17 protein-coding genes and 3 tRNA genes are annotated in these 21,293 nt (G+C 38.5%); 13 read left to right on the plus strand and 7 right to left on the minus strand.

The genetic code is table 11. The features are described 5' to 3' along the window. Positions 1–17 precede the first annotated feature (17 nt). The 7 genes from B3E00_RS22065 to B3E00_RS22095 all read left to right on the plus strand — a co-directional run bounded on the left by B3E00_RS22065 (position 18) and on the right by B3E00_RS22095 (position 8,078). The gene (locus B3E00_RS22065; RefSeq protein ID WP_293885497.1) at positions 18–1,184 is read left to right on the plus strand and encodes a putative sugar nucleotidyl transferase; all 1,167 of its coding nucleotides are present in this window, start codon (positions 18–20) and stop codon (positions 1,182–1,184) included. Between the two features lie 11 nt (positions 1,185–1,195). Then, a complete protein-coding gene (gene tpiA / locus B3E00_RS22070) occupies positions 1,196–1,963 on the plus strand; it encodes a triose-phosphate isomerase (protein ID WP_293885499.1) in 768 nt (255 codons plus the stop codon). A 9-nt stretch (positions 1,964–1,972) separates the two neighbouring features. Then, the gene (gene prmA / locus B3E00_RS22075; protein ID WP_293885501.1) at positions 1,973–2,812 is read left to right on the plus strand and encodes a 50S ribosomal protein L11 methyltransferase; all 840 of its coding nucleotides are present in this window, start codon (positions 1,973–1,975) and stop codon (positions 2,810–2,812) included. Positions 2,813–2,818: 6 nt separating this feature from the next. Further along, the gene (locus tag B3E00_RS22080) at positions 2,819–4,189 is read left to right on the plus strand and encodes a Mur ligase domain-containing protein (RefSeq protein ID WP_293885502.1); all 1,371 of its coding nucleotides are present in this window, start codon (positions 2,819–2,821) and stop codon (positions 4,187–4,189) included. A 66-nt stretch (positions 4,190–4,255) separates the two neighbouring features. After that, entirely contained in the window at positions 4,256–4,585 is a 330-nt protein-coding gene (locus tag B3E00_RS22085) for a helix-turn-helix domain-containing protein (RefSeq protein WP_070566095.1), read from the plus strand. Positions 4,586–4,721: 136 nt separating this feature from the next. Beyond that, positions 4,722–6,494 (plus strand): peptide MFS transporter, encoded by a 1,773-nt coding sequence (locus B3E00_RS22090; RefSeq protein WP_293885507.1) that lies wholly within the window; start codon positions 4,722–4,724, stop codon positions 6,492–6,494. A 54-nt stretch (positions 6,495–6,548) separates the two neighbouring features. Next, a complete protein-coding gene (locus B3E00_RS22095; RefSeq protein ID WP_293888170.1) occupies positions 6,549–8,078 on the plus strand; it encodes a peptide MFS transporter in 1,530 nt (509 codons plus the stop codon). A 54-nt stretch (positions 8,079–8,132) separates the two neighbouring features. Here the strand turns inward: B3E00_RS22095 and B3E00_RS22100 are convergent, their stop codons facing one another. Then, positions 8,133–9,128, minus strand: coding sequence for an acyl-ACP desaturase (locus B3E00_RS22100; protein ID WP_209578839.1), 996 nt, complete (start codon positions 9,126–9,128; stop codon positions 8,133–8,135). Between the two features lie 185 nt (positions 9,129–9,313). Here B3E00_RS22100 and B3E00_RS22105 point away from each other — a divergent pair, with 185 nt between their 5' ends. Both B3E00_RS22105 and B3E00_RS22110 read left to right on the plus strand, forming a co-directional pair. Beyond that, positions 9,314–10,537 (plus strand): cysteine desulfurase, encoded by a 1,224-nt coding sequence (locus tag B3E00_RS22105; RefSeq protein ID WP_209578838.1) that lies wholly within the window; start codon positions 9,314–9,316, stop codon positions 10,535–10,537. Between the two features lie 13 nt (positions 10,538–10,550). Further along, the gene (locus B3E00_RS22110; protein ID WP_293885511.1) at positions 10,551–10,970 is read left to right on the plus strand and encodes a SufE family protein; all 420 of its coding nucleotides are present in this window, start codon (positions 10,551–10,553) and stop codon (positions 10,968–10,970) included. 838 nt (positions 10,971–11,808) lie between these two features. Here B3E00_RS22110 and B3E00_RS22115 read toward each other — a convergent pair. Together B3E00_RS22115 and B3E00_RS22120 are read right to left on the minus strand one after the other, a co-directional pair. Continuing rightward, positions 11,809–11,881 (minus strand) — tRNA-Lys (locus tag B3E00_RS22115). Positions 11,882–12,144: 263 nt separating this feature from the next. Beyond that, entirely contained in the window at positions 12,145–13,098 is a 954-nt protein-coding gene (locus B3E00_RS22120) for an acetyl-CoA carboxylase carboxyltransferase subunit alpha (RefSeq protein WP_209578836.1), read from the minus strand. Between the two features lie 160 nt (positions 13,099–13,258). On the opposite strand from B3E00_RS22120, the gene B3E00_RS22125 reads away from it, so the two are divergent. Both B3E00_RS22125 and B3E00_RS22130 read left to right on the plus strand, forming a co-directional pair. Further along, on the plus strand, positions 13,259–15,445 hold the full coding sequence (locus B3E00_RS22125) for a glucoamylase family protein (protein ID WP_293940170.1): 2,187 nt from the start codon (positions 13,259–13,261) through the stop codon (positions 15,443–15,445). Positions 15,446–15,541: 96 nt separating this feature from the next. After that, positions 15,542–16,063 (plus strand): OmpA family protein, encoded by a 522-nt coding sequence (locus B3E00_RS22130; RefSeq protein ID WP_293940172.1) that lies wholly within the window; start codon positions 15,542–15,544, stop codon positions 16,061–16,063. A gap of 223 nt (positions 16,064–16,286) precedes the next feature. On the opposite strand, the gene B3E00_RS22135 is transcribed toward B3E00_RS22130, so the two are convergent. The 3 genes from B3E00_RS22135 to B3E00_RS22145 form a co-directional block, all read right to left on the minus strand. Continuing rightward, a tRNA-Leu gene (locus B3E00_RS22135) sits at positions 16,287–16,371 on the minus strand. A 5-nt stretch (positions 16,372–16,376) separates the two neighbouring features. Next, positions 16,377–16,449: transfer RNA gene (locus B3E00_RS22140), tRNA-Gly, on the minus strand. Between the two features lie 111 nt (positions 16,450–16,560). After that, entirely contained in the window at positions 16,561–17,049 is a 489-nt protein-coding gene (locus B3E00_RS22145) for a regulatory protein RecX (RefSeq protein WP_293940174.1), read from the minus strand. A 78-nt stretch (positions 17,050–17,127) separates the two neighbouring features. On the opposite strand from B3E00_RS22145, the gene B3E00_RS22150 reads away from it, so the two are divergent. Next, positions 17,128–19,569, plus strand: coding sequence for a bifunctional UDP-N-acetylmuramoyl-tripeptide:D-alanyl-D-alanine ligase/alanine racemase (locus B3E00_RS22150; protein WP_293940176.1), 2,442 nt, complete (start codon positions 17,128–17,130; stop codon positions 19,567–19,569). Between the two features lie 44 nt (positions 19,570–19,613). Continuing rightward, positions 19,614–20,213, plus strand: a complete 600-nt coding sequence (locus B3E00_RS22155) for a DUF502 domain-containing protein (RefSeq protein WP_209578831.1) — start codon at positions 19,614–19,616, stop codon at positions 20,211–20,213. Between the two features lie 146 nt (positions 20,214–20,359). Here B3E00_RS22155 and B3E00_RS22160 read toward each other — a convergent pair whose 3' ends face one another. Continuing rightward, positions 20,360–21,262: a pirin family protein gene (locus B3E00_RS22160; protein ID WP_293885595.1), complete on the minus strand. Its 903-nt coding sequence runs from the start codon at positions 21,260–21,262 to the stop codon at positions 20,360–20,362. Between the last annotated feature and the right edge of the window lie 31 nt (positions 21,263–21,293).

Consider the following 21,293-nt stretch of genomic DNA (forward strand, 5'->3'; position numbering starts at 1 on the left):
TTTATTATTTTTAGGTTGTGAAAATCTTCTTTACCGACTGCTTTGATGCTATCCAGACGTTGGATAGGCTTACCTCCAATTTGACTACTTTCAATAAAAAGACTCTTTATCCACTCACTTTCATTAAATCTTGCTTGGATCTGCGGGTCGGTGTGCTCACTTTACGAGAAAAATGGAAAAAGATAGGTTCGACATATAGTGTTCAGTTCGTTGCCAACTGGGATCATGAGGAAGGGCTTATATTTGTATCCGAAAATCTTGTTCCTTCAACTGCATTAATGGAAGCGTTAAAAAAAATGGATATTGGTGAAGTACTGGTGCAGGATGGCTATGTGTTATGTTATCGTTATACCTGTACTGGCTTTTACCGCGTAACGGAAATAGGATGTGATGTTAGTATTTTAAAAGGAGTCGAAGACCTATTTTTATTGAATGGTCCAGAAATAACAAGGGATTTTAATTTGTTGATTGAAGATGTTAAGTTGCCATGCATATCTGAAACAAATCAACTGCTGGGTAATCATATTTTTATTGCGCATAATGTTAGCATGGAATGTGCAACACTTAATTCACTTCACGGTCCAATATATATTGATGAAGGTGTTACAATCATGGAAGGAGCTCATTTACGTGGTCCTTTATACCTTGGGAGAGGATCGGTTGTAAAAATGGGAACTACCATTTATGGTAATGTTTCCGTGGGAGAGCACGCGGTGGTCGGTGGAGAGATCGGTAATTCGGTTATTGGTGACTTTTCGGCTAAGGGGCATCATGGTTATCTAGGCTGCTCAGTTATCGGGGATTGGTGTAATCTGGGGGCAGGAACGTCCAATTCTAATCTAAAGAATAACTTGAAAACGGTCGCTATTTATGATTATGCATTAAATCGCGACAGGGATACGGGGCTGTTAAAATGTGGATCATTTATCGGTGATTATACACGTATCGGCATTAATTCGGCTTTAAATACGGGTACTGTAATTGGTCTTGCAAGCATGCTGGCAGATACAAGTTTTTATGCTAAATTTGTACCGTCATTTGCCTGGGTGTTTGGAGGGCGTACAGAGACCTATGAATTTGATAAATTCATAGCATATTTAGAGGCTTTATATGCTTCGAAAGGGAAGGTGCTCACAGAGCAGATAAAAGATAAATTGATTCAACTTAACAAGAAATATAATTAAATCGTAAAATCATGCGTAGAAAAATCGTAGCTGGTAATTGGAAAATGAATTTGGACTATCAATCAGGATTAAGTTTATTTTCCGAAATTATCAATATGGCCAAAGATGAAGTGATTGGAAATCAAGAATTGGTTGTTTGCAGCCCATTTATACATTTGTCAAGTCTCGGACAATTGTCTAAAAATGTGGCAAATGTAAATATCGGTGCACAGAATATTCATCAAGCTGAGTCTGGAGCCTATACAGGTGAAATTTCAGCTTCACAAGTAAAATCAGTCGGTGCTTCACATGTTATTTTAGGCCATTCCGAAAGACGTGCTTATTTTGGTGAAACAGATGCATTATTGGCATCAAAAGTAGATATTGCTCTGAAACATAGCTTAACTCCAATTTTTTGTATTGGAGAAACAAAGGAAGAACGTGAATCTGGTGCTTTCTTCGATGTGATTAAAACACAATTGACTGCAGGCTTGTTCCACTTGTCGAAAGAAGCGTTTGGAGCAGTAGTCTTAGCTTATGAACCTGTATGGGCTATTGGTACGGGGTTAACAGCGAGTCCGGAGCAAGCACAAGAGGTGCATAATTTCATCCGTAAGGTTCTTGCTGATCACTATGGTCAGGAGGTTGCTGATGATACGAGTATTCTTTATGGAGGATCTTGTAATCCTGGCAATGCGAAAGAGCTATTTGCTCAGGCAGATATCGACGGTGGTTTGATTGGAGGGGCATCTTTAAAATCAAGAGATTTTATTGATATCGCTAAAGTATTTAACGGCTAATTTTTAGAAATGAAATACATAGAGGTTATCTTTCAAATGCGATCAGGTGAAGAGTGGCAAAAGGATTTGTTGATATCTGATTTAGCTGATATTGGCTTTGATACTTTTGAGGATACCGAATCTGGATTTGCAGCCTATATTCCGGCTGCAAATCTTGACTTGCAGGCGTTAGAGACGTTGATGATGCAACTGTATGAAGGCCTAGAGGTCGATTATAAAGTGCAGGAAATAGAAAATCAGAATTGGAATAAACTTTGGGAAAGTAACTTTAACCCAATTGAGGTTGGTGGACAATGCTACGTGCGCGCCACTTTTCATGCAGCAAGAACGGAATTTCCATACGAAATTATTATAGACCCCAAGATGTCTTTTGGAACAGGTCACCATCAAACAACATCGATGATGCTCCAATATATTTTGGAGAATGACTTTAGTAGAAAGCAAGTTTTGGACATGGGTTGTGGTACAGGGATCCTAGCAATTCTGGCATCAAAGAAGGGAGCTGATGCTGTATTGGCGGTAGATTATGATGAAATTTGTGTGGAAAGTGTAATTGAAAATAGAGCGCTTAATCATGTTGAGCATATTCAGGCTCTCTGTGGATCTTACGAGCTATTGGAAGGTCGGAGCTTTGATGTAATTTTGGCAAATATTAATCGTAATATCTTGTTAGAGCAATTGCCACAATATGCGTTGAGTATCCACACAGGGGGAGAGTTATACTTAAGTGGTTTCTATGAGCAAGAAGATTTACCAATCTTAATAGATGCAGCAACATCATTAGGATTTGAGTTTATCTCCAATAAGGTTTTAAACAATTGGTGTGCAGCCAAATTTGTGAAGCGGTAATTTACTATGCGGATTCATTTTATAGCGGTAGGTGGTAGTGTGATGCATAACCTTGCTATTTCATTGGCAAAACAAGGGCATCAAGTAACAGGTTCAGACGATCAGATCGTGGAGCCTTCTCGTTCTCATCTAATTGAAGCAGGGTTACTTCCTGATCAACTCGGGTGGTTTGACGAAAGAGTGACTGAGGATATCGATGCTGTTATCTTGGGAGCTCATGCACAAGCTGATAATCCCGAGCTAAAGCGGGCACAAGCATTAGGTCTTAAAATTTATTCTTTTCCAGAATTTATTCAAGAGCTTTCGCAAGATAAAATTAGAGTAGTTATTGCGGGAAGTTACGGTAAGACGACGATCACGAGCATGGTCATGCACGTGATGCGATTTTTAGGAAAAGAATTTGACTATTTAGTAGGAGCGCAGCTAAGAGGCTTTGATAAGTTGGTAGATATCACCAAACATAATAAGATTATTATTATCGAAGGAGATGAATATGTTTCATCTAAGATTGACCCTAAGTCTAAATTCCTGTATTATAAACCCAACATAGCCCTGATTTCGGGTATTATGTGGAATGAGTTTAATTCGAAAATATCCCAAGAGGAATATATTAAACAATTTGAAGATTTTATTGACTCTATTCCGCCTAAAGGTACGCTAATATATAATAAGGAAGATCTTGTTTTACAGAAAGTTCTGCAAGATACGAAAGATTGTAAGATCAATAGACATGGTTATAAAATTCCTGATTATACGATTAATAAAGGGGTAACGTATATCAATACGCCAGATGGTGATGTTCCATTGCAGGTTTTCGGTAAGCATAACCTATCTAATATTGCAGGAGCGTATACAATTTGTGAATGGTTGGGAATTAAAAAGAAAGAATTCTTTGAAGCGATCAAAAGCTTTAATACTTCGATCCGCTATTTGGAGTTTGTTGCAAGTTCTGAAGGATCTGTGGTGTATCAGGATTATGCGTGTAACGCGGATAAAGTCAAGTCAAGTATTCATGCCGTAAAAGAGCAGTTTCCTAATCAGAAATTGGTTACAATTATCGAATTAAACTCGTATGATAGTCTAGATTCATCGTTTTTGTTACAATATGCGAACTCTATGAGAGAGTCGGATGTATCTGTAGTTTACGTGAATATAAATTCCTGTAAAGAACTTAATAAAGATATTGAAAGTGTCCCAATTAATATCAAGGATAGTTTTAATAGTCCTGATTTAGAGGTTGTTGTAAGTCTGGAGGGGCTCTATTCCTTTTTGGATGGTGTCAAGTCAAAGGGGTACAATTTACTTCTTATGAGTTTAAATAATTATAATGGGGTTAATCTATCGGTGCTTGCTGATCGATTTTTTAGGGATTTTTAGAGAAAAAAATATAATTTAATGTAAATTAAGTTGTAATTTATTATTTTTGTTTAAAATATCTACCAGATGAATGCATTAGGAAAAAAAATCAGATTACTTAGACACCAAAAAGGGTGGAGTCAAGAGGATGTTGCAAAGCGATTGGATATCTCAATCCCAGCATTTTCTAAAATTGAAACAGGGATTACAGATGTAAATTTGTCTCGCCTGAATCAAATCTCAAAATTATTCAATTTGACAGTTGTTCAACTTTTATCTACTTCAGATTCTGAAGAAGATAAGGAATATGTAAATGAGGTGAATGCTTTGACGCAAAAATTACAACAACGCGATGGCGAAGTAATTGAATTGCAGAAGAAAGTTATTGACCTTTATGAGCAATTGCACAAGAGATAGGACATATTAAAATTGTTACTGAAAAGGCAATCCAAAGGGTTGCCTTTTTTTGTTTATGCAACTTTATTTTGGTCAAAAGTGATTTTGTTTTTGTTTCTTTGTAAATATTTTATCAAAAAATAAAGGTTGATTATTTATGGGTAGATTAAACGGGGATATTGCTAATAGCCCGTCGACTGATTTTTTTAAATCAAATGTGTTAGGACAGCGTTCGGGACTCTTTGTCCTTTTTTTTACTGAGATGTGGGAGCGTTTTTCGTTCTACGGAATGCGAGTACTTTTAATGCAGTTTCTAACCGCGGCTGTCATTCAAGGTAGTCCATTCTCGGGATGGTCCTGGACGGCTCAACAAGCAGGGGCACTTTATGGTACATATGCTATGATGCTCTACTTAACTCCTATTCTAGGAGGGATTATTGCAGATAAATATATTGGATCGCGTAAAGCAGTTATCATTGGATCAGCGATTATGACGCTTGGGCATGCTGCCATGGCTTTTGATACCTCCATTATGTTTTTCCTTGGTTTGGTCTGTCTAGTTATAGGAACAGGCTTTTTCAAACCGAACATGCCCTCTATTCTAGGAGAAATGTATAAAGATCTGCCGGAGAAAAAAGATGGTGCTTATACCATTTTCTACATGGGAGTTAATGCTGGTGCTTTCTTTGGCATGATGTTATGTGGATATATTGCCGAAACCTATGGTTGGCACTGGGGATTTGGATTGGCTGGTATCTTTATGCTTTTAGGAACGTTGCAGTTCGTTTTCGCAAAACCGCTAATGGGCAATCTTGGTGTTTTGAGTAAGTCTTTGGTTGAAGGGCATAAAGTTGTTACTGAGGATACCGATACCAGAAATCCATTTACCCTGCGTGATTATGTATTGATAGCTGTAGTCTCTATTATTGGGTTCGTATATGCTTTTAATGATCCATTGTCTAAGAATGGTATTGTGGATGTATTCTCACGTTTGGATACCCCATTTTTAAGAGGACAGTATATCATGGTAATCGTAGCGTTGATTCTCTTTGTATATCTGATTGTTACGCGCATACTGCGTTATGATAAAGTGGTTAGGGACCGTATGTTTGCCGTAGTATTACTGGCCTTTTTTCTGGTATTCTTCTTTATGAGTTTTGAACAAGGAGCAACTTCATTGGTTATTGTGGCAAGGGATAACATTGATCGAGTCCTTAGCGGGGCTGCATTAACAACTTTTAATGTGGTGAACGGCTTGTTAACCATTGTCCCCCTTTCAATTATTACTTGGGTTCTGATCAAATTGGCGAAAGTAACCTGGAATAAAATCGCGATCTCCAATATCGTATTGTTCATCTGTTTTGGTTTGATTTGGGGGGCTGCTATTTGGATGCTATATAAAGAATTTAACAAGGAGGCGTCAGAAATTAAAGTCTCTTGGTTTTCTATCCTAAACTCATTTTTTATTATTGCACTTGCTTCTTCTGTATCCAAAATTTGGGAGTCTAAATACAATCCTTCTGCGGCTTTTAAATATGGCTTTGGTCTGATCTTAGTTGCTATTGGATTTTTAATTATTGGATTAGGATCACTGGGGATAAGTCAAGGTACTAAAATCTCGATGGTATTTTTGGTGCTAACCTATTTGTTCCATACATTGGGTGAATTATTTATTTCGCCTGTAGGTCTATCTTATGTGTCGAAATTAGTGCCCGCACGGATGCTTGCTTTTATGTTTGGAATTTGGTATTTAGCAATCGCCATTGCGCAGAAGGTTGCGGCCGTATTAGGGGGACAGGTAGAGACCATTCAAGAGGAACACTCATTGAGCTACTTTTTCTTCTTGTTTACTGCAATTCCAGCTTTGGCAGGCTTGCTAGTAATGCTGTTTAATCCTTTGATTAAGCGATTGATGCACGGAATTAAATAATAACTATATAAGCTTCTTCTACGAAAGAAGCTTTTTTGATTAATATAAATTAGTATGGAGGTTAGTACAAGGGAGTCGCTAGAAGAGATTCAAAATTTTGAAGGAAAGTATCCAAAACAAATCTGGAGTTTATTCTTTTCCGAGATGTGGGAAAGATTTTGTTTCTACGGTATGCGCGGTATGTTGGTGTTCTTTATGATCACCCAACTAAACTTTGCTGAGAAGGATGCAAATTTGCAGTATGGGGCGACACAAGCGTTTGTCTATGCATTTACATTCATTGGTGGATTATTTGCAGACAAAATCCTAGGTTTTAGAAAGTCTTTATTTTGGGGTGGTTTATTGATGATCGTAGGAAGTCTTTTTCTTGCAGCGGACCCACATAAATATTTCTTTTTTGGTTTATCATTTATCATTATAGGTACTGGTTTTTTTAAACCTAATATTTCGACGATGGTGGGCGAATTGTATAAAAAAGGTGATGTTCGTCGAGACGGAGGATTTTCATTATTTTATGCTGGAATAAATTTGGGTGCTTTCTTAGGAGGGTATATCTGTGTTGCTATCGGGAAGGGATATATGCTTGCCTCATTGATTTCTGAGGGGCATCGGTGGAATGTCGCTTTTGGTTTGGCGGCAGTAGGCATGCTGGTAAGTTTAGTGAATTTTCATTTTACCAAAAGACATTTGGGCCCTATTGGACTTCAGCCGGGGGATCCCGATGCGATTGTCAAAACAAAGGCACTTCCAAAATGGGCAGAATATGGCGTATATACTGCGACATTAATTTTTATTCCCATCGTTCAGATTATGGTGTCAAAAACGCAATATACTGACTATTTTATGTATACGATAGGCCCTTTGACACTGCTGTATCTTTTCTATGAAATGTCTAAAGTGACATCAGAGGAACGTAATAAATTGATTGCTGCTTTGGTATTTATACTTTTCTCTATTATTTTTTGGGGAATATATGAACAGAGTGGGGGGTCATTGAGCATTTTTGCTGCAAAACATCTGAATGATTCTTTGTTAGGCGTGATGAAGCTGGATCCGAATGGTGTTAACAATTCCGGGGGAGCACTATTTATTATCGTATTAGCACCTCTTTTTGGTCTTTTCTGGATTTGGTTGGGTAAGCGTAAGTTAGAGCCAAACACCATTATTAAGTTTGGTCTTGGTTTTGTTTTCTTGGGATTAGGATATTATGTTCTCTTTGCTACGCGCTTATTTGCTTTTAATGGTATGGCGTCATTGGATATCTTCACGCTGGCGCTACTCGTCATCACGGTGGGAGAGCTCTGTCTTTCACCCATTGGTCTTTCGATTATGACAAAATTATCCCCAGCGCGATTGCAAGGTATTATGATGGGAATGTGGTTCTTGGCTAGCGCTTACGGACAATACGTAGCTGGTTTGATTGGTGCAAGTATGGCCGAAGCTAAGGAGGGAAGCTCATTAGCTGATAAATTGTTAGCATATACAGACAGTTATAAGCAATTGGGATTATACTCTTTGATTGCGGGAGTGGTGCTTATCGCTCTCTCTCCATTTGTACGAAAATTGATGGGCAATGTAAAGTAAGTGAAAGATTTGAAACTTCGTTACGGATAACATAAAAAAAGNNCTTTTTTTATGTTATCCGTAAATCCATTTGAATTTATAATCTTTTTCCGGAACCTTCATACGGTCTGCCAGTCTAATCAAACGATCGGGTAGTTTTAGGAGATAATCTCTCGCTTTTTCCCCTTTATCATTCAGTCCTGTTACCTGATCAATGTTCCATTCACTATTCAGCTCTTTTAAGATATCAACGTAGTCCAAAGCTGTATATACCCCCAACCGCTGGGCGGCGTCAGAGAAATGCGCAAACGCCTCTCCTTGAGGCTCGCCTGCTTCTCTTAAAAATTGGGCAGGCATAACTATTTTTTTACGCATCATGTCTTCAAATGCGATCATGACTTCACTTGGATCTACAGTAATTGCTTTTGAAATAAAAGACATATAGGCTTTGGCATGACGTGCTTCATCAGAGGCGATGACACCACACATTTTTGCCAAAAGTTTATCGCCGCCTTTTTTGGAAAGGCCGGATACACGACGATGGGAAACATTGGTTGCCAATTCCTGGAATGAAGTATAAATAAAATTCCGGTATGGGTCAGCGCCAGTACCGATATCAAAACCATCTTGAATAAGGTATTGCGTAGACATTTCAAATTGGCGCATGTCTATTCTACCCGACAAATAAAGGTATTTGTTCAAAAGATCACCATGACGATTTTCTTCAGCTGTCCAAGCGCGTACCCATTTCATCCATCCTCCCTGCTCGTTTTTGTCGACATCTTCTACCATAGTCAACCAGGATTCATAAGTCGGAAGAGCCTCTTCGGTGATGGTATCTCCAACTAATACAGCGACCAAATCATAAGAGAGCTCTTTTGCACTTTCCTGCAACTCTCTTACTTCCTCAAAAAAAGTATCCCTAGAAGAATCCGGAAGAAAATCGGCAGGTTGCCACATTTCTTCAACAGGCTTCAGGTATTCGCTCATCTCATTGAGCATGAACGGTTCCAAATAGGCCATCACTTCTTTACGTGAGCCTTCTGGTAAATTTAGAGGTAATTCTTGCATATTATTACAAAGGTACTAAATAGCATCTATAATTTATAAAAGCTAACTATAATTGTTAAAACGGCAAAATTGCTTTTTTATTGGACAGCGTCTCTGGAGCGCTGTCGATAATGACATAAAAAACAGATTGACCATCCTGTATTCTATAAAATACTATTAACTTTGTATAAATTATTTAGACAAAGTTGGAAAGATTTAATATAGATAAAATACGTGCTGATTTTCCCATTCTCAAAAGAGAGGTAAATGGTAAGCCATTGGTTTATTTGGATAACGGCGCAACAACACAGAAACCAAGTGCTGTTATCGATTCGATTGTACGCTATTATACCGATATGAATAGTAATGTGCACCGCGGTGTGCATTATCTTAGTCAAATATCAACGGACGCTTTTGAAATAACTCGAAAAAAAGTTCAAGCCTTTATTCATGCAGCAGATGACAAAGAGGTTATTATCACTAAGGGGACCACAGATGGTATTAATCTTATTGCTACTTGCTATGGCCGAGCTTTTATCCATGCTGGTGATGAGATTATTATTTCAGCAATGGAGCACCACTCTAATATTGTGCCTTGGCAGATGCTTTGTGACGAAAAGGGTTGTAAGATCCGGGTTATTCCAATGAATGACAAAGGTGAACTCGATATGGTCGCGTACGAGAATTTGTTAAATGAAAAAACCAAATTAGTTGCAGTGACCTATGTGTCAAATGCGCTCGGGACAATCAATCCAGTGGGTGAGATTATTTCAATGGCCCACCAGTATGGAGCTGTCGTGTTGGTTGATGCTGCTCAAGCCGTGCAACATATAAAAATTGATGTTCAAAAACTTGACGTCGATTTTTTGGTGTTTTCAGGCCATAAAATGTATGGACCTACAGGAGTAGGCGTGTTATACGGTAAAGAAGATTTGTTAAACGCGATGCCGCCTTATCAAGGTGGTGGAGATATGATTAAAGAGGTCACCTTTGAAAAAACAACGTATAATGAATTACCTTTTAAATTTGAGGCCGGTACACCTAATATTGAGGCTGGTATCTGTTTGAATGAGGCGATCGATTATATCAATTCAATTGGTCTGGAAAGTATTGAAGCCTACGAACTTGAATTGTTGCAGTACGCTACAGAGAAGCTATCTGAAGTTTCGGGAATACGGTTTATAGGTACAGCCGAGCATAAGTGTTCTGTGATATCCTTTTTAATAGAAGGTACACATCCTTATGATGTCGGTGTTATCTTAGATAAATTGGGGATTGCTGTCCGTACGGGACACCACTGTGCGCAGCCTGTCATGGATCGGTTTGGAATACCAGGGACTATCCGTGCTTCTTTAGCCGTGTATAATACAAAAGAGGAAATAGATGCTTTGGTTGCGGGAATTCAGCGCGCGGTGAACATGTTGATTTAATAGAAAAATAAGTATGACCATTAATGAAATACAGGATGAATTGATCGAGGATTTCGCTTTTTTCACAGATTGGATGGAAAAATATGAGTATATCATCCAGCTTGGAAAAGAAGTGCCTCTAATTGATGAACGATACAAAACAGATGAATATATTATCAAAGGATGTCAATCCAAAGTATGGCTTTTTCCAGAAATAAGAGATGGAAAGGTATACTTTAAAGCGGATAGCGATGCTATTATCACCAAAGGGCTGGTGAGTTTAATGGTCAAAGTGCTATCTGGACATACTGCTAAAGAAATCGTTGATGCTGATTTATATTTTGTTGACCAAATAGGATTGAAAGAACATTTGTCACCCACAAGAGCAAACGGCTTGTTATCCATGATCAAGCAAATGAAATTATACGCATTGGCTTTACAGGCAAAAGCATAGAAAGGGGAGAGTAATCCCAGTCATGGTCGGAATAAATTCCGGCCATTTTTTATCGTTTAAAATCTCTTATTGTTGTACCAAACCAATCGTTGTATACTAATAAATTTTCCCAATAACAGACCACTACTCTTTCGGATATTCACTTTAAGCTTACAATCTCCTCACGCTGTATAAGAAAAGTTTGCGTTCGATATGCGAAGAAATACTCTTCTGAAAACTTAAAGTTTTGTATGGAAACAATATACTAAATAATTGGCACCTCCGCCGATTCTATAGCCTGCTGAGGTAAATTTAAGCTTATCTAATACTATGGAGCTGGCTGCCGATCGATCCTTCTAAGTTCTAAAACATGCTAACATGGCTTCTTAAATCAATAGGGGGCATGCTTCCTAGACGGAATCCTCAACAATTTATTTGATCCAATGGAATGATTGTAAGAAGTTAAGATAATTAATCGAATTTACATATCCTTATACCAGCTTATACCTAGCCACAATTTTAAATCAATTTTTAGACAGTATTTGCCCATTGATTGCTCAGTCTTTACTGAGCGATCAGTGAGTACTGAACGAGCACTGAACAATCAACGTCGAAAACCCAAAACTGATCCCCATTTGATTATAGTTTGTTAGAACTAAGAATTAAAGAAGAAAAGCGAGCGAGCTACACTTACGAAAAAAAATCGATGTTTTCGCTAGTATACCGTTGGGATAAAGATGGAATTGGGAACGCGTATGAATATAGAGGGTACTGTCTCGCGACTTTTAGCATTTTCCTTATCTAGGGGGGAGTACCTTTTAAACCAAAAAAGCTAATCAAACGATTAGCTTTTTTCTAGTGATCCCGCTGGGATTCGAACCCAGGACCCATACATTAAAAGTGTATTGCTCTACCAGCTGAGCTACGGAATCCTTTCTGTTTTTGAAAGTGATGCAAAGGTATGGAAATAAATTTCTTATACCAATTTTTTTTACCCTTTTTTTTGAAATAATGATAACTGTTTAAAAACTAAAGAATTAATTTTTATTTATTATTTCACTTCGAGAATTGACTAAAGGGCTGATGGCCGTGAAAGCTTATTTTATATATAAAAATACCTGTTCTAGGGGTAGAATAATCAAAAAAAAGCCAGTGGTCAGCTGGCTTTATATGATTAGATACATGTTAAGGGATGTTATTCGGTTACAACACCCATTTTACTAAACTTATCGATTCTTTCAGAAACTAATGTATCGCTATCTTTAGCCGTCAATTCGGCAAGATCTTTTAACAACTGATTTTTTAGGTTAACAGCAGCTGCGGCTGGGTCTTGGTGAGCACCACCAAGAGGTTCGGGAATAATGCCGTCGATCAGTCCATTGCCAAGCATATCTGTTGATGTCAATTTTAAAGCCTCAGCAGCTTTTTCTTTGTGATCCCAGCTTCTCCAGAGGATAGAAGAGCAAGATTCCGGGGAAATAACCGAATACCACGTATGTTCCATCATGTAGACTCTGTTTCCAACACCAATGCCCAAAGCTCCACCTGAAGCTCCTTCGCCAATAACAACGCATATAATTGGCACTTTCAATACAGCCATTTCCATCAGGTTACGTGCGATCGCTTCTCCTTGTCCGCGTTCTTCAGCTTCCAATCCTGGATAGGCTCCCATTGTATCAATTAATGTGATAACGGGTTTATTGAACTTTTCAGCCATTTTCATCAAACGCAATGCCTTTCGGTAGCCTTCCGGATTGGCCATTCCAAAATTGTGGTATTGACGCTCTTTTGTATTCTTGCCTTTTTGATGACCAATGATCATAACCGCATTACCATCTATAGAGGCCATCCCACCGACAATCGCTTTATCGTCTTTAACAGTCCTGTCGCCGTGCAATTCGATGAATTCATCACAGATCGCTTCTATGTAATCATAAGTCTGCGGGCGATCAGGGTGGCGTGACATCTGTACATTTTGCCATCCGGTTAAATTGCCGTATATTTCTTTCTCTGTCGAAGCAAGCTTTTCCTCCAGTTCACGAACGGTTGCGCTCATGTCAACTTGAGTCTTTTCGGCAACTTGAGTTACCTTCTCAATTTGCAATTGCAAGTCCGCAATTGGCTTTTCAAAATCAAACGTGGTTTTCATATATCTATTTTATGAAAATATTCAGAGGGCTAATTTAGCGCATTTTTTCTGAAATTAAAATTAGGGAGGATAATATCATTGGAATTCCTTTGTTACATTTGCGTTATAAACGTAGTGGTGGCTTAGTTTTTGATTGTAGCCCTGTGAAAAATGTTGACTTATGCTGAAAAAATATTTTTACTTTATTTTGTTATTGATCTTGCCTTCTTTGGCCAGATCCGAAAGTTATCCTGAAGTTTTATTTGACAATAGCGTTATCAACGGGAGCTACGCTAAAAGTATTGCACATTATACAGGTGAGTCATGGATACAGAATGTAAGTTATAGCTTACCTGTCTCGGACAGCCTGTTTTTTACGCCGGGCAATTCACTTTCACTGCGGTACGTTTCTTCTCCCAATGGGAAATGGGAAGCAAGTATTTTAAACGACAAGCAGAAATTTCCTTACTTAATTACTAAAGACGATCATCTGACGTTCAAACTATTTATTCAAAGCAATACTGAGAAGGGACAACTCCCTAAAGTTACTTTGCAACAAAATGATACACGGACAAATGCTGTGGATATTGCCAGCTATATCGATGGGTTTGATTATGATACCTGGCTTAACGTATCTATTCCGGTGTCTAAATTTGCTGGAATTTCAATCGGCAAATCTGTATCGGCCTTAATCCTTGAACAAAATGGAAGTTGTTTGCATACCAATCAATTATTTATAGATCAAATAGAATTTTTGCCCAAGAACTTTCCGAAAGTAAAACTATCATCAGCTGCCATTTTGTCCAAAATAAGTTCGGTAGATAAGCAAGTTGAGCTGGTATGGCAATTGCCTCTGACACCAAGTATTCGCTACGTGAAAATTTATCGCTCAGAAGACAAGCTTAATTATCAGCCAATAGCAATTTTGCCCATCTATGTACAGAAATCGCTGGATCGGGTGGACGAATACAACAAACCATATTATTACAAAATAGCATGGGTAGACTATAATTATGTTGAATCGCCTTTCTCTGAAGTTAGAGAGGTACAGACAAAAAAGGGAACGGATGCGGAGATGTTAAATTTTATCCGGAATGCCCATGTCAATTATTTTATAGACAACTATGATGTAAACAGTGGTATGTTTCTGTCTGATCGAGGAAATCGGCAAGCAATTGTATCCACCAATGAAACGGGCTATGCCATACTGGGATTGCTTGTTGCAGGAGAGAATAACTTAATATCGAGGCAGGCTCTATTGGGCAGGTTGACGCGGATTGTCAAATTTCTGAGTGGTGCTCAACAACACCAAGGTGTTTTTACAGCGCTTTACGATGGTCGGTCAGGGGTGCCTTACTATCGCGATTCAATTCCAAATTATGACTTACGCGGGACTTCTCATATCATGGAGTCGCTCTTAATCGCTCGACAATATTTTGCTAAAGATAATCCTGAGGAGCAGACCTTAAGAACTAATATTACAAAACTTTGGGAGCGTATAAATTGGGGCTACTTTACTGATGCAAAGAATGCCGATGTACTATGGGATAAGTGGTCTCCAGTGGATAGTACTGCTCGATCCAGGCCGATGGGTGGATTTAATGAGAGTTTGGGTACCTACTTGCTTGCAATGTCTTCACCTACTCATCCCTTACCGATTTCAGCTTATACCAATGGATTTGCAACCAAACATAAAGGGAATGAACTGTATTTTGGGGATGAGTCAAGTGATTTGGCCCCAGAGCTTAAAATGAAGTTAGATGACTCATTAGCACACTCGATAAGCACCAATCCATTAATTAGTGATCTAGGAAATACGGCAGCTTCGATCTATTCCGATGATAAGGTTATTTTTGCCAAGAATATTGCTGGCGGGAGTTTAAATGAATCATTAATGGCTGTTTATCGCCCTTTCTTGATTATGGATCCAAAAGGTAAAGTAGATGATTTTGTAGATTATAAAAAATATTTGTCAGACTATATCCTCGCTTATAAACGCAGAGACAATGAAATGAGCATAGGAACGCGATTTACAGATATTTGGGGGGTAGAAAAAGTTGAAGATTCATATCAAGGTTATTTGGTGAATCCAGCGATATCAATTGCAGCTTACCCATTTGAAAAAGAGATTGGTCTAAAAGCATTGCGTAAATTTTATGAAGAATATGCCGATGTGTTATTTACACAGTATGGCTTCAGAAGCTGGATTGATATTAAAAACAACGATGTTTCTGAAAGCTACCGTGCAAGAAATCAGGCTACAATCGCGGTGATGATTGAGAACGCAAATTCAGGTATGATCTGGAAATTGTATGAGAATATCCCTGAGGTCAAAAAGACCTTGGAAAAAGTATATGCCAAGAAATAGATTTGTTACTTTAGATTTGGAAGAAACGGGTAGTCTTATTGACTTTTTTCGCTATATTTACTTGCTTAAATGGATATTAAATACGTAAGAAACGACATGCTTAGAAAAATCAATTTGGGAATTTTAACCTTATGCGCAAGTTTATCGTTATTTTCTTGTAAACAACAAGCTATTGTAGTCAATCCAGGTGCAGTTATAACAAAAGATGGCACTGATGACGGTTTGAAAAATGTGAAAAAAGATTTTAATGATGCAAAAAGAACGGATGAAGGAATTAAATTTAGTATATCTTCCGATCTATTATTCCCAACAAACTCTTCTTATTTATCTGAAAAGGCAAAAACTGAAGTAAGCAAGTTGGCTTTGATTTTGAAAGAAAGCAATAATAAAATCAAAGTTGACGGATATACGGATGCCACAGGCACTGTGGAGTATAATCAGTGGCTTTCTGATAAAAGAGCTGCGTCAGTAAAGAAATTCTTGGTAGATTCAGGTGTTGCGGAGTCTCGTATCACGGCAAAAGGCTTCGGCCAGTCAAATCCAGTTGGAGATAACAAAACTCCTGATGGACGTCGAAAAAATAGAAGGGTAGAAGTTACTATTTTGGATAAAAAATAGTAGTTCGAGCCTGTTCATTGTATTGAAAGCGGAATATCCTATATATTCCGCTTTTTTATGCCTATACATTTTATATATTCCTAGATCATTTCCATGAACGAAATGTGTTAAGCAATAGGGATCGGAATACTTTTTTTTGGGATCAATTTCTAGTTATACTAGAAATCTCTTGGAAGCATTGCATTTATAACAAGAAAAGCCCATCGTTAGATGAGCTTTCTTGTACCTAGGGCGGGAATCGAACCCGCACTCCCTTAACGGGAACAGGATTTTAAGTCCTGCGTGTCTACCAGTTCCACCACCTAGGCAGGTGAGCGAAAAACGAGATTCGAACTCGCGACCCCAACCTTGGCAAGGTTGTGCTCTACCAGCTGAGCTATTTTCGCATTGGAATTTTATTTCAATTTTAAAGGATCATTGCGTTCCTTTTTGGTGATGCAAATATAGAGCGAAAAATCAATATTGCAAAATATTTATTTACTTTCTTGTAGTGTTTTTTATAACTCCTTTGAATTCAGTATAGAAAAAATTAAATCACTTTCAAAACCACGAGATAATGCAAATTGATAAAGTTTATTTTTTACAGTATAAAAATCTTTGCTACCTATTTCACGCCGTTTCTTATCGATTAGGTCACTTAATATTTGCTCATATTCATCTTGGTCGATCTGTCTAAATGCAATTTTTATTAATGGTTCGGATACTCTTTTTAATTTCAGCGCCTGTTTGATCTTTATTTTACCCCAACCTTTCATACGGAGTTTTCCGTTGCAATATGCAATGGCGAATCGTTCCTCGTTGAGGAAGTTTTCAGCAATTAAATCGGCAAGCACATTCTCAACTTCTTCTTCGCTCAGTCCCCAACTATAGAGTTTATCGCGAACTTCCTGTTGGGCACGTTCCTGATACGCACAATAGCTCTCAGCTTTTAACTGAGCCTGGCGCTGTGTCAATATCTTTTTGTTTCTCTTCTCTTTATCAAACATAATGTCAAAATTTCAAAAATAATATGAAATAACTAAAAAAATGTTCAGTTTTGACACAATTAAAGAAATATCAAAAGAATGTACAAAATATCCGAAATCGTTCAGATTTTTCATCCTAATCGCACATTTATAACGGATCCCAATTCTTTTGTCCAACATTTATTTTACGATAGCCGTAAGATCGTTCAGGCTGATAATGGGATTTTCTTCGCATTGCAGAAAAATAGAGACGGTCACCATTATTTGAAAGAGGCCTATGCTAGAGGTGTTCGGAATTTCGTATTGCAAGTTGACGAACAGCAGGAGGTAGAGTTATCGGGAGCAAATATTGTTTGGGTTGAAGATAGTTTGGTCGCCATGCAAGCATTAGTGACCTTTCATCGACAAAAATTTCATTATCCCGTCATAGGAATTACAGGTAGCAATGGTAAAACAATTGTCAAGGAATGGCTTTTCCAGTTGATGTCGCCAGAATACAAAATCTATCGAAGCCCCAAGAGCTACAATTCGCAACTAGGCGTGGCGTTGTCACTTTGGGGATTATCTGATGAATATAATCTCGCTATTATCGAAGCTGGAATTTCAGAAAAAGGTGAGATGACACGTCTCGAGCAGATGATCAAACCTTCCATTGGTTTATTGACCAATATAGGTGTGGCACATAAGACAGGTTTTGAATCGAAGGCGGAGAAGATTGATGAAAAGCTTCAGCTTTTTACACATGTGGAAACCATGATCTTTCCATATAGTTATCTCGAAAATGTTCAGCTGCCTTATCGACCGCGTAAGTTTTCTTGGGGACTTGAGGAAGGACTTTCTTTAGAGGTTTATTCTATCAAGCAGATGAATGATCGATTTACAATGGTTACCTTCTATTATATGAGTCGTACGTTCGCTGTTGAAGTGCCATTTGTGGACAAAGGGAATGTAGAAAATGCAATTAACTGTGTCGCGGTGATGTTGCGGTTCGGATACGAGAGTGCGGTAATTGCTGCTCGAATTAAAAACCTACAACCCGTGGCTATGCGTCTCGAGTTAAAAAAGGGAAAAAATAATAGTTCAATTATCGATGACTCCTATAGTAATGATTTGGATGCACTGCAGATCGCGCTCGAGTTTTTGAATCAGCAGGGCCAACATCCATTGAAGATGTTGATTTTATCAGATATCTCAGGTATCAGTATAGATGATGTAAAAAGTTTGGCCAAGCTTAAACGTTTGCTTAGCGAGTACCGCTTGGATCAATTAATATTGATTGGTAAAGTTTTGCCAAAAGTGGCGTCGCAGTTCGATGTACCTTCTATTTCTTATGTGGACACAACTGCTTTTTTAGCTGATATTAGATCCGTTTCTTTTGAGAATGCCACCGTGTTGTTGAAAGGAGGTCGGGAATTTCATTTTGAGCGTATCAGTCGGCAATTAGTGGCTAAATCACACGATACGGTACTTGAAATTAATCTGAATGCACTGGAAAATAATTTGAATGTATACAGACAATTACTGCCCAAGCATGTCAAGCTGATGACCATGGTAAAAGCTTTTTCTTATGGGAGTGGCAGCTTTGAAATTGCCAATCTTTTGCAATTTAATCGTGTGGATTATCTTACCGTTGCTTTTGCCGATGAAGGAGTTGATTTGCGGGGCGCTGGTATTACACTACCGATTGTTGTGATGAGTCCCGACGAAAGTTCTTTCGATTCCATCGTGCAATATAATCTTGAACCGGAGATTTATAGTTTTAGGATCTTGTTCTCCTTTTTGAATTTTTTGAAGGGTAAACAGGTAACCTCCTTCCCAATTCATATTAAAATTGATACAGGTATGCACCGCCTCGGATTTATGCCTGATGAGGTCGATCAATTGATAACTTTTCTCAACACTGCATCCATTTTAAAAGTAAAGTCGGCATTTTCCCATTTGGCGTCTGCAGGAAATGAAAAAGATAGCGAATTTACTCAGCGACAAATTGATCTGCTTAATGAGTGCACAAGACGTTTGCAGGATGGTATAGGATATTCTTTCCTCCGTCATATTGCTGCAACTTCAGGTATCGAATTGTGGCCAAATGCTTATTTTGATATGGTCAGGTTGGGGATCGGTCTCTATGGAGTTGATATTGAGCGTCATGATTTGCCAATCCGTGAGGCAAGCATACTAAAAACCAATGTAACACAGATAAAATACCTTGCAGCCACTGAGACCGTTGGATATAATCGTCATGGTGTCCTGCACAGAGATAGTAAGATTGCAACGATAAAAATTGGTTATGCAGACGGGTACGACAGGCGTTTTGGGAATGGGGTAGGTCAAATGATGGTCAACGGTGTTTTGGTTCCTACGATAGGAGATATTTGTATGGATATGTGTATGCTTGATGTAACTGATGTCGAGGTAGGTGAGGAAGACGAAGTTATCGTATATCCCGATATAAAGTCGTCGGCCAAGGCAATCGGGACGATTCCCTATGAATTGCTCACGAGTATTTCTCAGCGAGTAAAAAGAGTATATTTTTATGAATAATAAAGGATATTCTGCATTTTTGAATAGTATTTTATTTTGAGATCATGTTTAGAAAATTAATTAGGGGATTCATTAATTATTTGATTCGCGGGATTTTGGTTGTTGTCCCATTGGCGGGTGCGATCTTTCTAATTGTCTGGATTGTGGCATCAATTGATTCTTCGTTAAATCTGACCGAGCATTTTTTAGAGGATGAAAAGGGACATCCGCTCTATATTCCGGGTATAGGTATTTTGACGGTCATTTTGGTACTGGTTTTGGCCGGTGTTATATTTACAAATTTTGTGACCGATCCAATTAAAGTTTGGATTAACCACCAAATCAAACGGATACCACTCTTAAACACATTGTACACCTCCATAAAAGACTTTACTGAGGCATTTGTTGGTGATGCGAAGAAATTTAATGAGCCTGTATTGGTGACTGTCAATGAATTTGGTCTGAAGAAGATCGGTTTTTTGACGCAGCATGATTTGAAAAGTATAGGTCTTGAGGAGGAAGTGATGGTCTATTTTCCATACTCGTATTCTTTTGCAGGACAGGTGGTCATTATCAGTGCGGATAAGGTGAAAAAATTGGATATGTCTCCCACAGACGCGATGAAGTTGGTCGTTTCTGGTGGCGTCAGTGGGATCGACCATTAGTTGTTTATTCAGTTTATATTGGGATGCCCACCAGAAAAGGCTGCAAGTGATTCATGATTTTAAGCCTTTTCTGGTAAATATTTGTTGTGTCAGCATGTTAAACTGCTCTCCTTCAATTTGATGATATTTTGATTTTCAGTATGATTTTACTGATCCTTTTTTTTGCTCAAGGTTGGATTTGCTGGTGGGATGGGAATATAGCCATTATCGCCTGGAACTTTTGGGAATTCATGATTTTCCCATTTGGCTCTTGCTTCCCGAAGTGTTTCTATATCTGAGGCGACAAAGTTCCAGTCAATATAACGTTGCTCAGGAAATGGAGTTCCTCCAAAAATGTATACCGAAGTACCTGCTTTCATTTCGAATTCGCATAGTTTTGCGTCTTTAGCGACCAAAATTTGTTTTGGTCCGAATTCCTGACCTTCAGCTTTTACAGTTCCATCCAAGATGTATAAGCCACTTTCGCCGTAGAGATTATCCCCCAGTTTAACCGTCGCGTCTTCTTCCGCTTTCATTTCGATCAGATACAACGGACTGTAAACGGGGACTTCGGAGCGATGCTCCTTAATTTCTCCGGCAATTAACCGATAGGACACACCATCCTCAGTCCAGTGGGGAAGCTGGGGTTCTTCGATGTGTACAAAATTAGGCTCCATTTTTTCGAGCTCTTTAGGTAGAGCAACCCAAATTTGCAGTCCATGCAAATTATGGGATGTGGATCGCAATTGTTGCGGCGTTCTTTCAGAGTGTGTAACACCTTTTCCTGCCGTCATCCAGTTTACTGCGCCAGGTTTGATTTCCACGGCATTTCCCAGGCTGTCACGGTGCATAATATTGCCTTCGAACAGATAAGTCAGCGTTGATAAGCCGATATGTGGATGTGGGGCAATGTCCATGAAGTGCGGTTCGGTAATCGTATCAGGTCCCATATGGTCGATAAAGATAAAAGGGCCTACCATACGTTTTTGCCTGAAGGGAAGAAGGCGTCCAACCAAGAAATTGCCTATATCGGCCGCCCTTTCTTCAATAACTATTGCAATATTTGACATAATGTTTTTCTATTTTTGTATTTGGAATCTA

Source organism: Sphingobacterium sp. UBA5996, from assembly GCF_002429765.1.
Classification (GTDB): Bacteria; Bacteroidota; Bacteroidia; order Sphingobacteriales; family Sphingobacteriaceae; genus Sphingobacterium.

Coding starts and splice junctions, on each gene's coding strand:
- B3E00_RS22080 (WP_293885502.1), top strand. CDS start 2,819: ATGCGGATTCATTTTATAGCGGTAGGTGGTAGTGTGATGCATAACCTT.
- B3E00_RS22150 (WP_293940176.1), top strand. CDS start 17,128: ATGTACAAAATATCCGAAATCGTTCAGATTTTTCATCCTAATCGCACA.
- tpiA (WP_293885499.1), top strand. CDS start 1,196: ATGCGTAGAAAAATCGTAGCTGGTAATTGGAAAATGAATTTGGACTAT.
- B3E00_RS22120 (WP_209578836.1), bottom strand. CDS start 13,098: ATGAAAACCACGTTTGATTTTGAAAAGCCAATTGCGGACTTGCAATTG.
- B3E00_RS22090 (WP_293885507.1), top strand. CDS start 4,722: ATGGGTAGATTAAACGGGGATATTGCTAATAGCCCGTCGACTGATTTT.
- B3E00_RS22085 (WP_070566095.1), top strand. CDS start 4,256: ATGAATGCATTAGGAAAAAAAATCAGATTACTTAGACACCAAAAAGGG.
- B3E00_RS22145 (WP_293940174.1), bottom strand. CDS start 17,049: ATGTTTGATAAAGAGAAGAGAAACAAAAAGATATTGACACAGCGCCAG.
- B3E00_RS22095 (WP_293888170.1), top strand. CDS start 6,549: ATGGAGGTTAGTACAAGGGAGTCGCTAGAAGAGATTCAAAATTTTGAA.
- B3E00_RS22110 (WP_293885511.1), top strand. CDS start 10,551: ATGACCATTAATGAAATACAGGATGAATTGATCGAGGATTTCGCTTTT.
- prmA (WP_293885501.1), top strand. CDS start 1,973: ATGAAATACATAGAGGTTATCTTTCAAATGCGATCAGGTGAAGAGTGG.
- B3E00_RS22130 (WP_293940172.1), top strand. CDS start 15,542: ATGCTTAGAAAAATCAATTTGGGAATTTTAACCTTATGCGCAAGTTTA.
- B3E00_RS22100 (WP_209578839.1), bottom strand. CDS start 9,128: ATGCAAGAATTACCTCTAAATTTACCAGAAGGCTCACGTAAAGAAGTG.
- B3E00_RS22155 (WP_209578831.1), top strand. CDS start 19,614: ATGTTTAGAAAATTAATTAGGGGATTCATTAATTATTTGATTCGCGGG.
- B3E00_RS22125 (WP_293940170.1), top strand. CDS start 13,259: ATGCTGAAAAAATATTTTTACTTTATTTTGTTATTGATCTTGCCTTCT.
- B3E00_RS22160 (WP_293885595.1), bottom strand. CDS start 21,262: ATGTCAAATATTGCAATAGTTATTGAAGAAAGGGCGGCCGATATAGGC.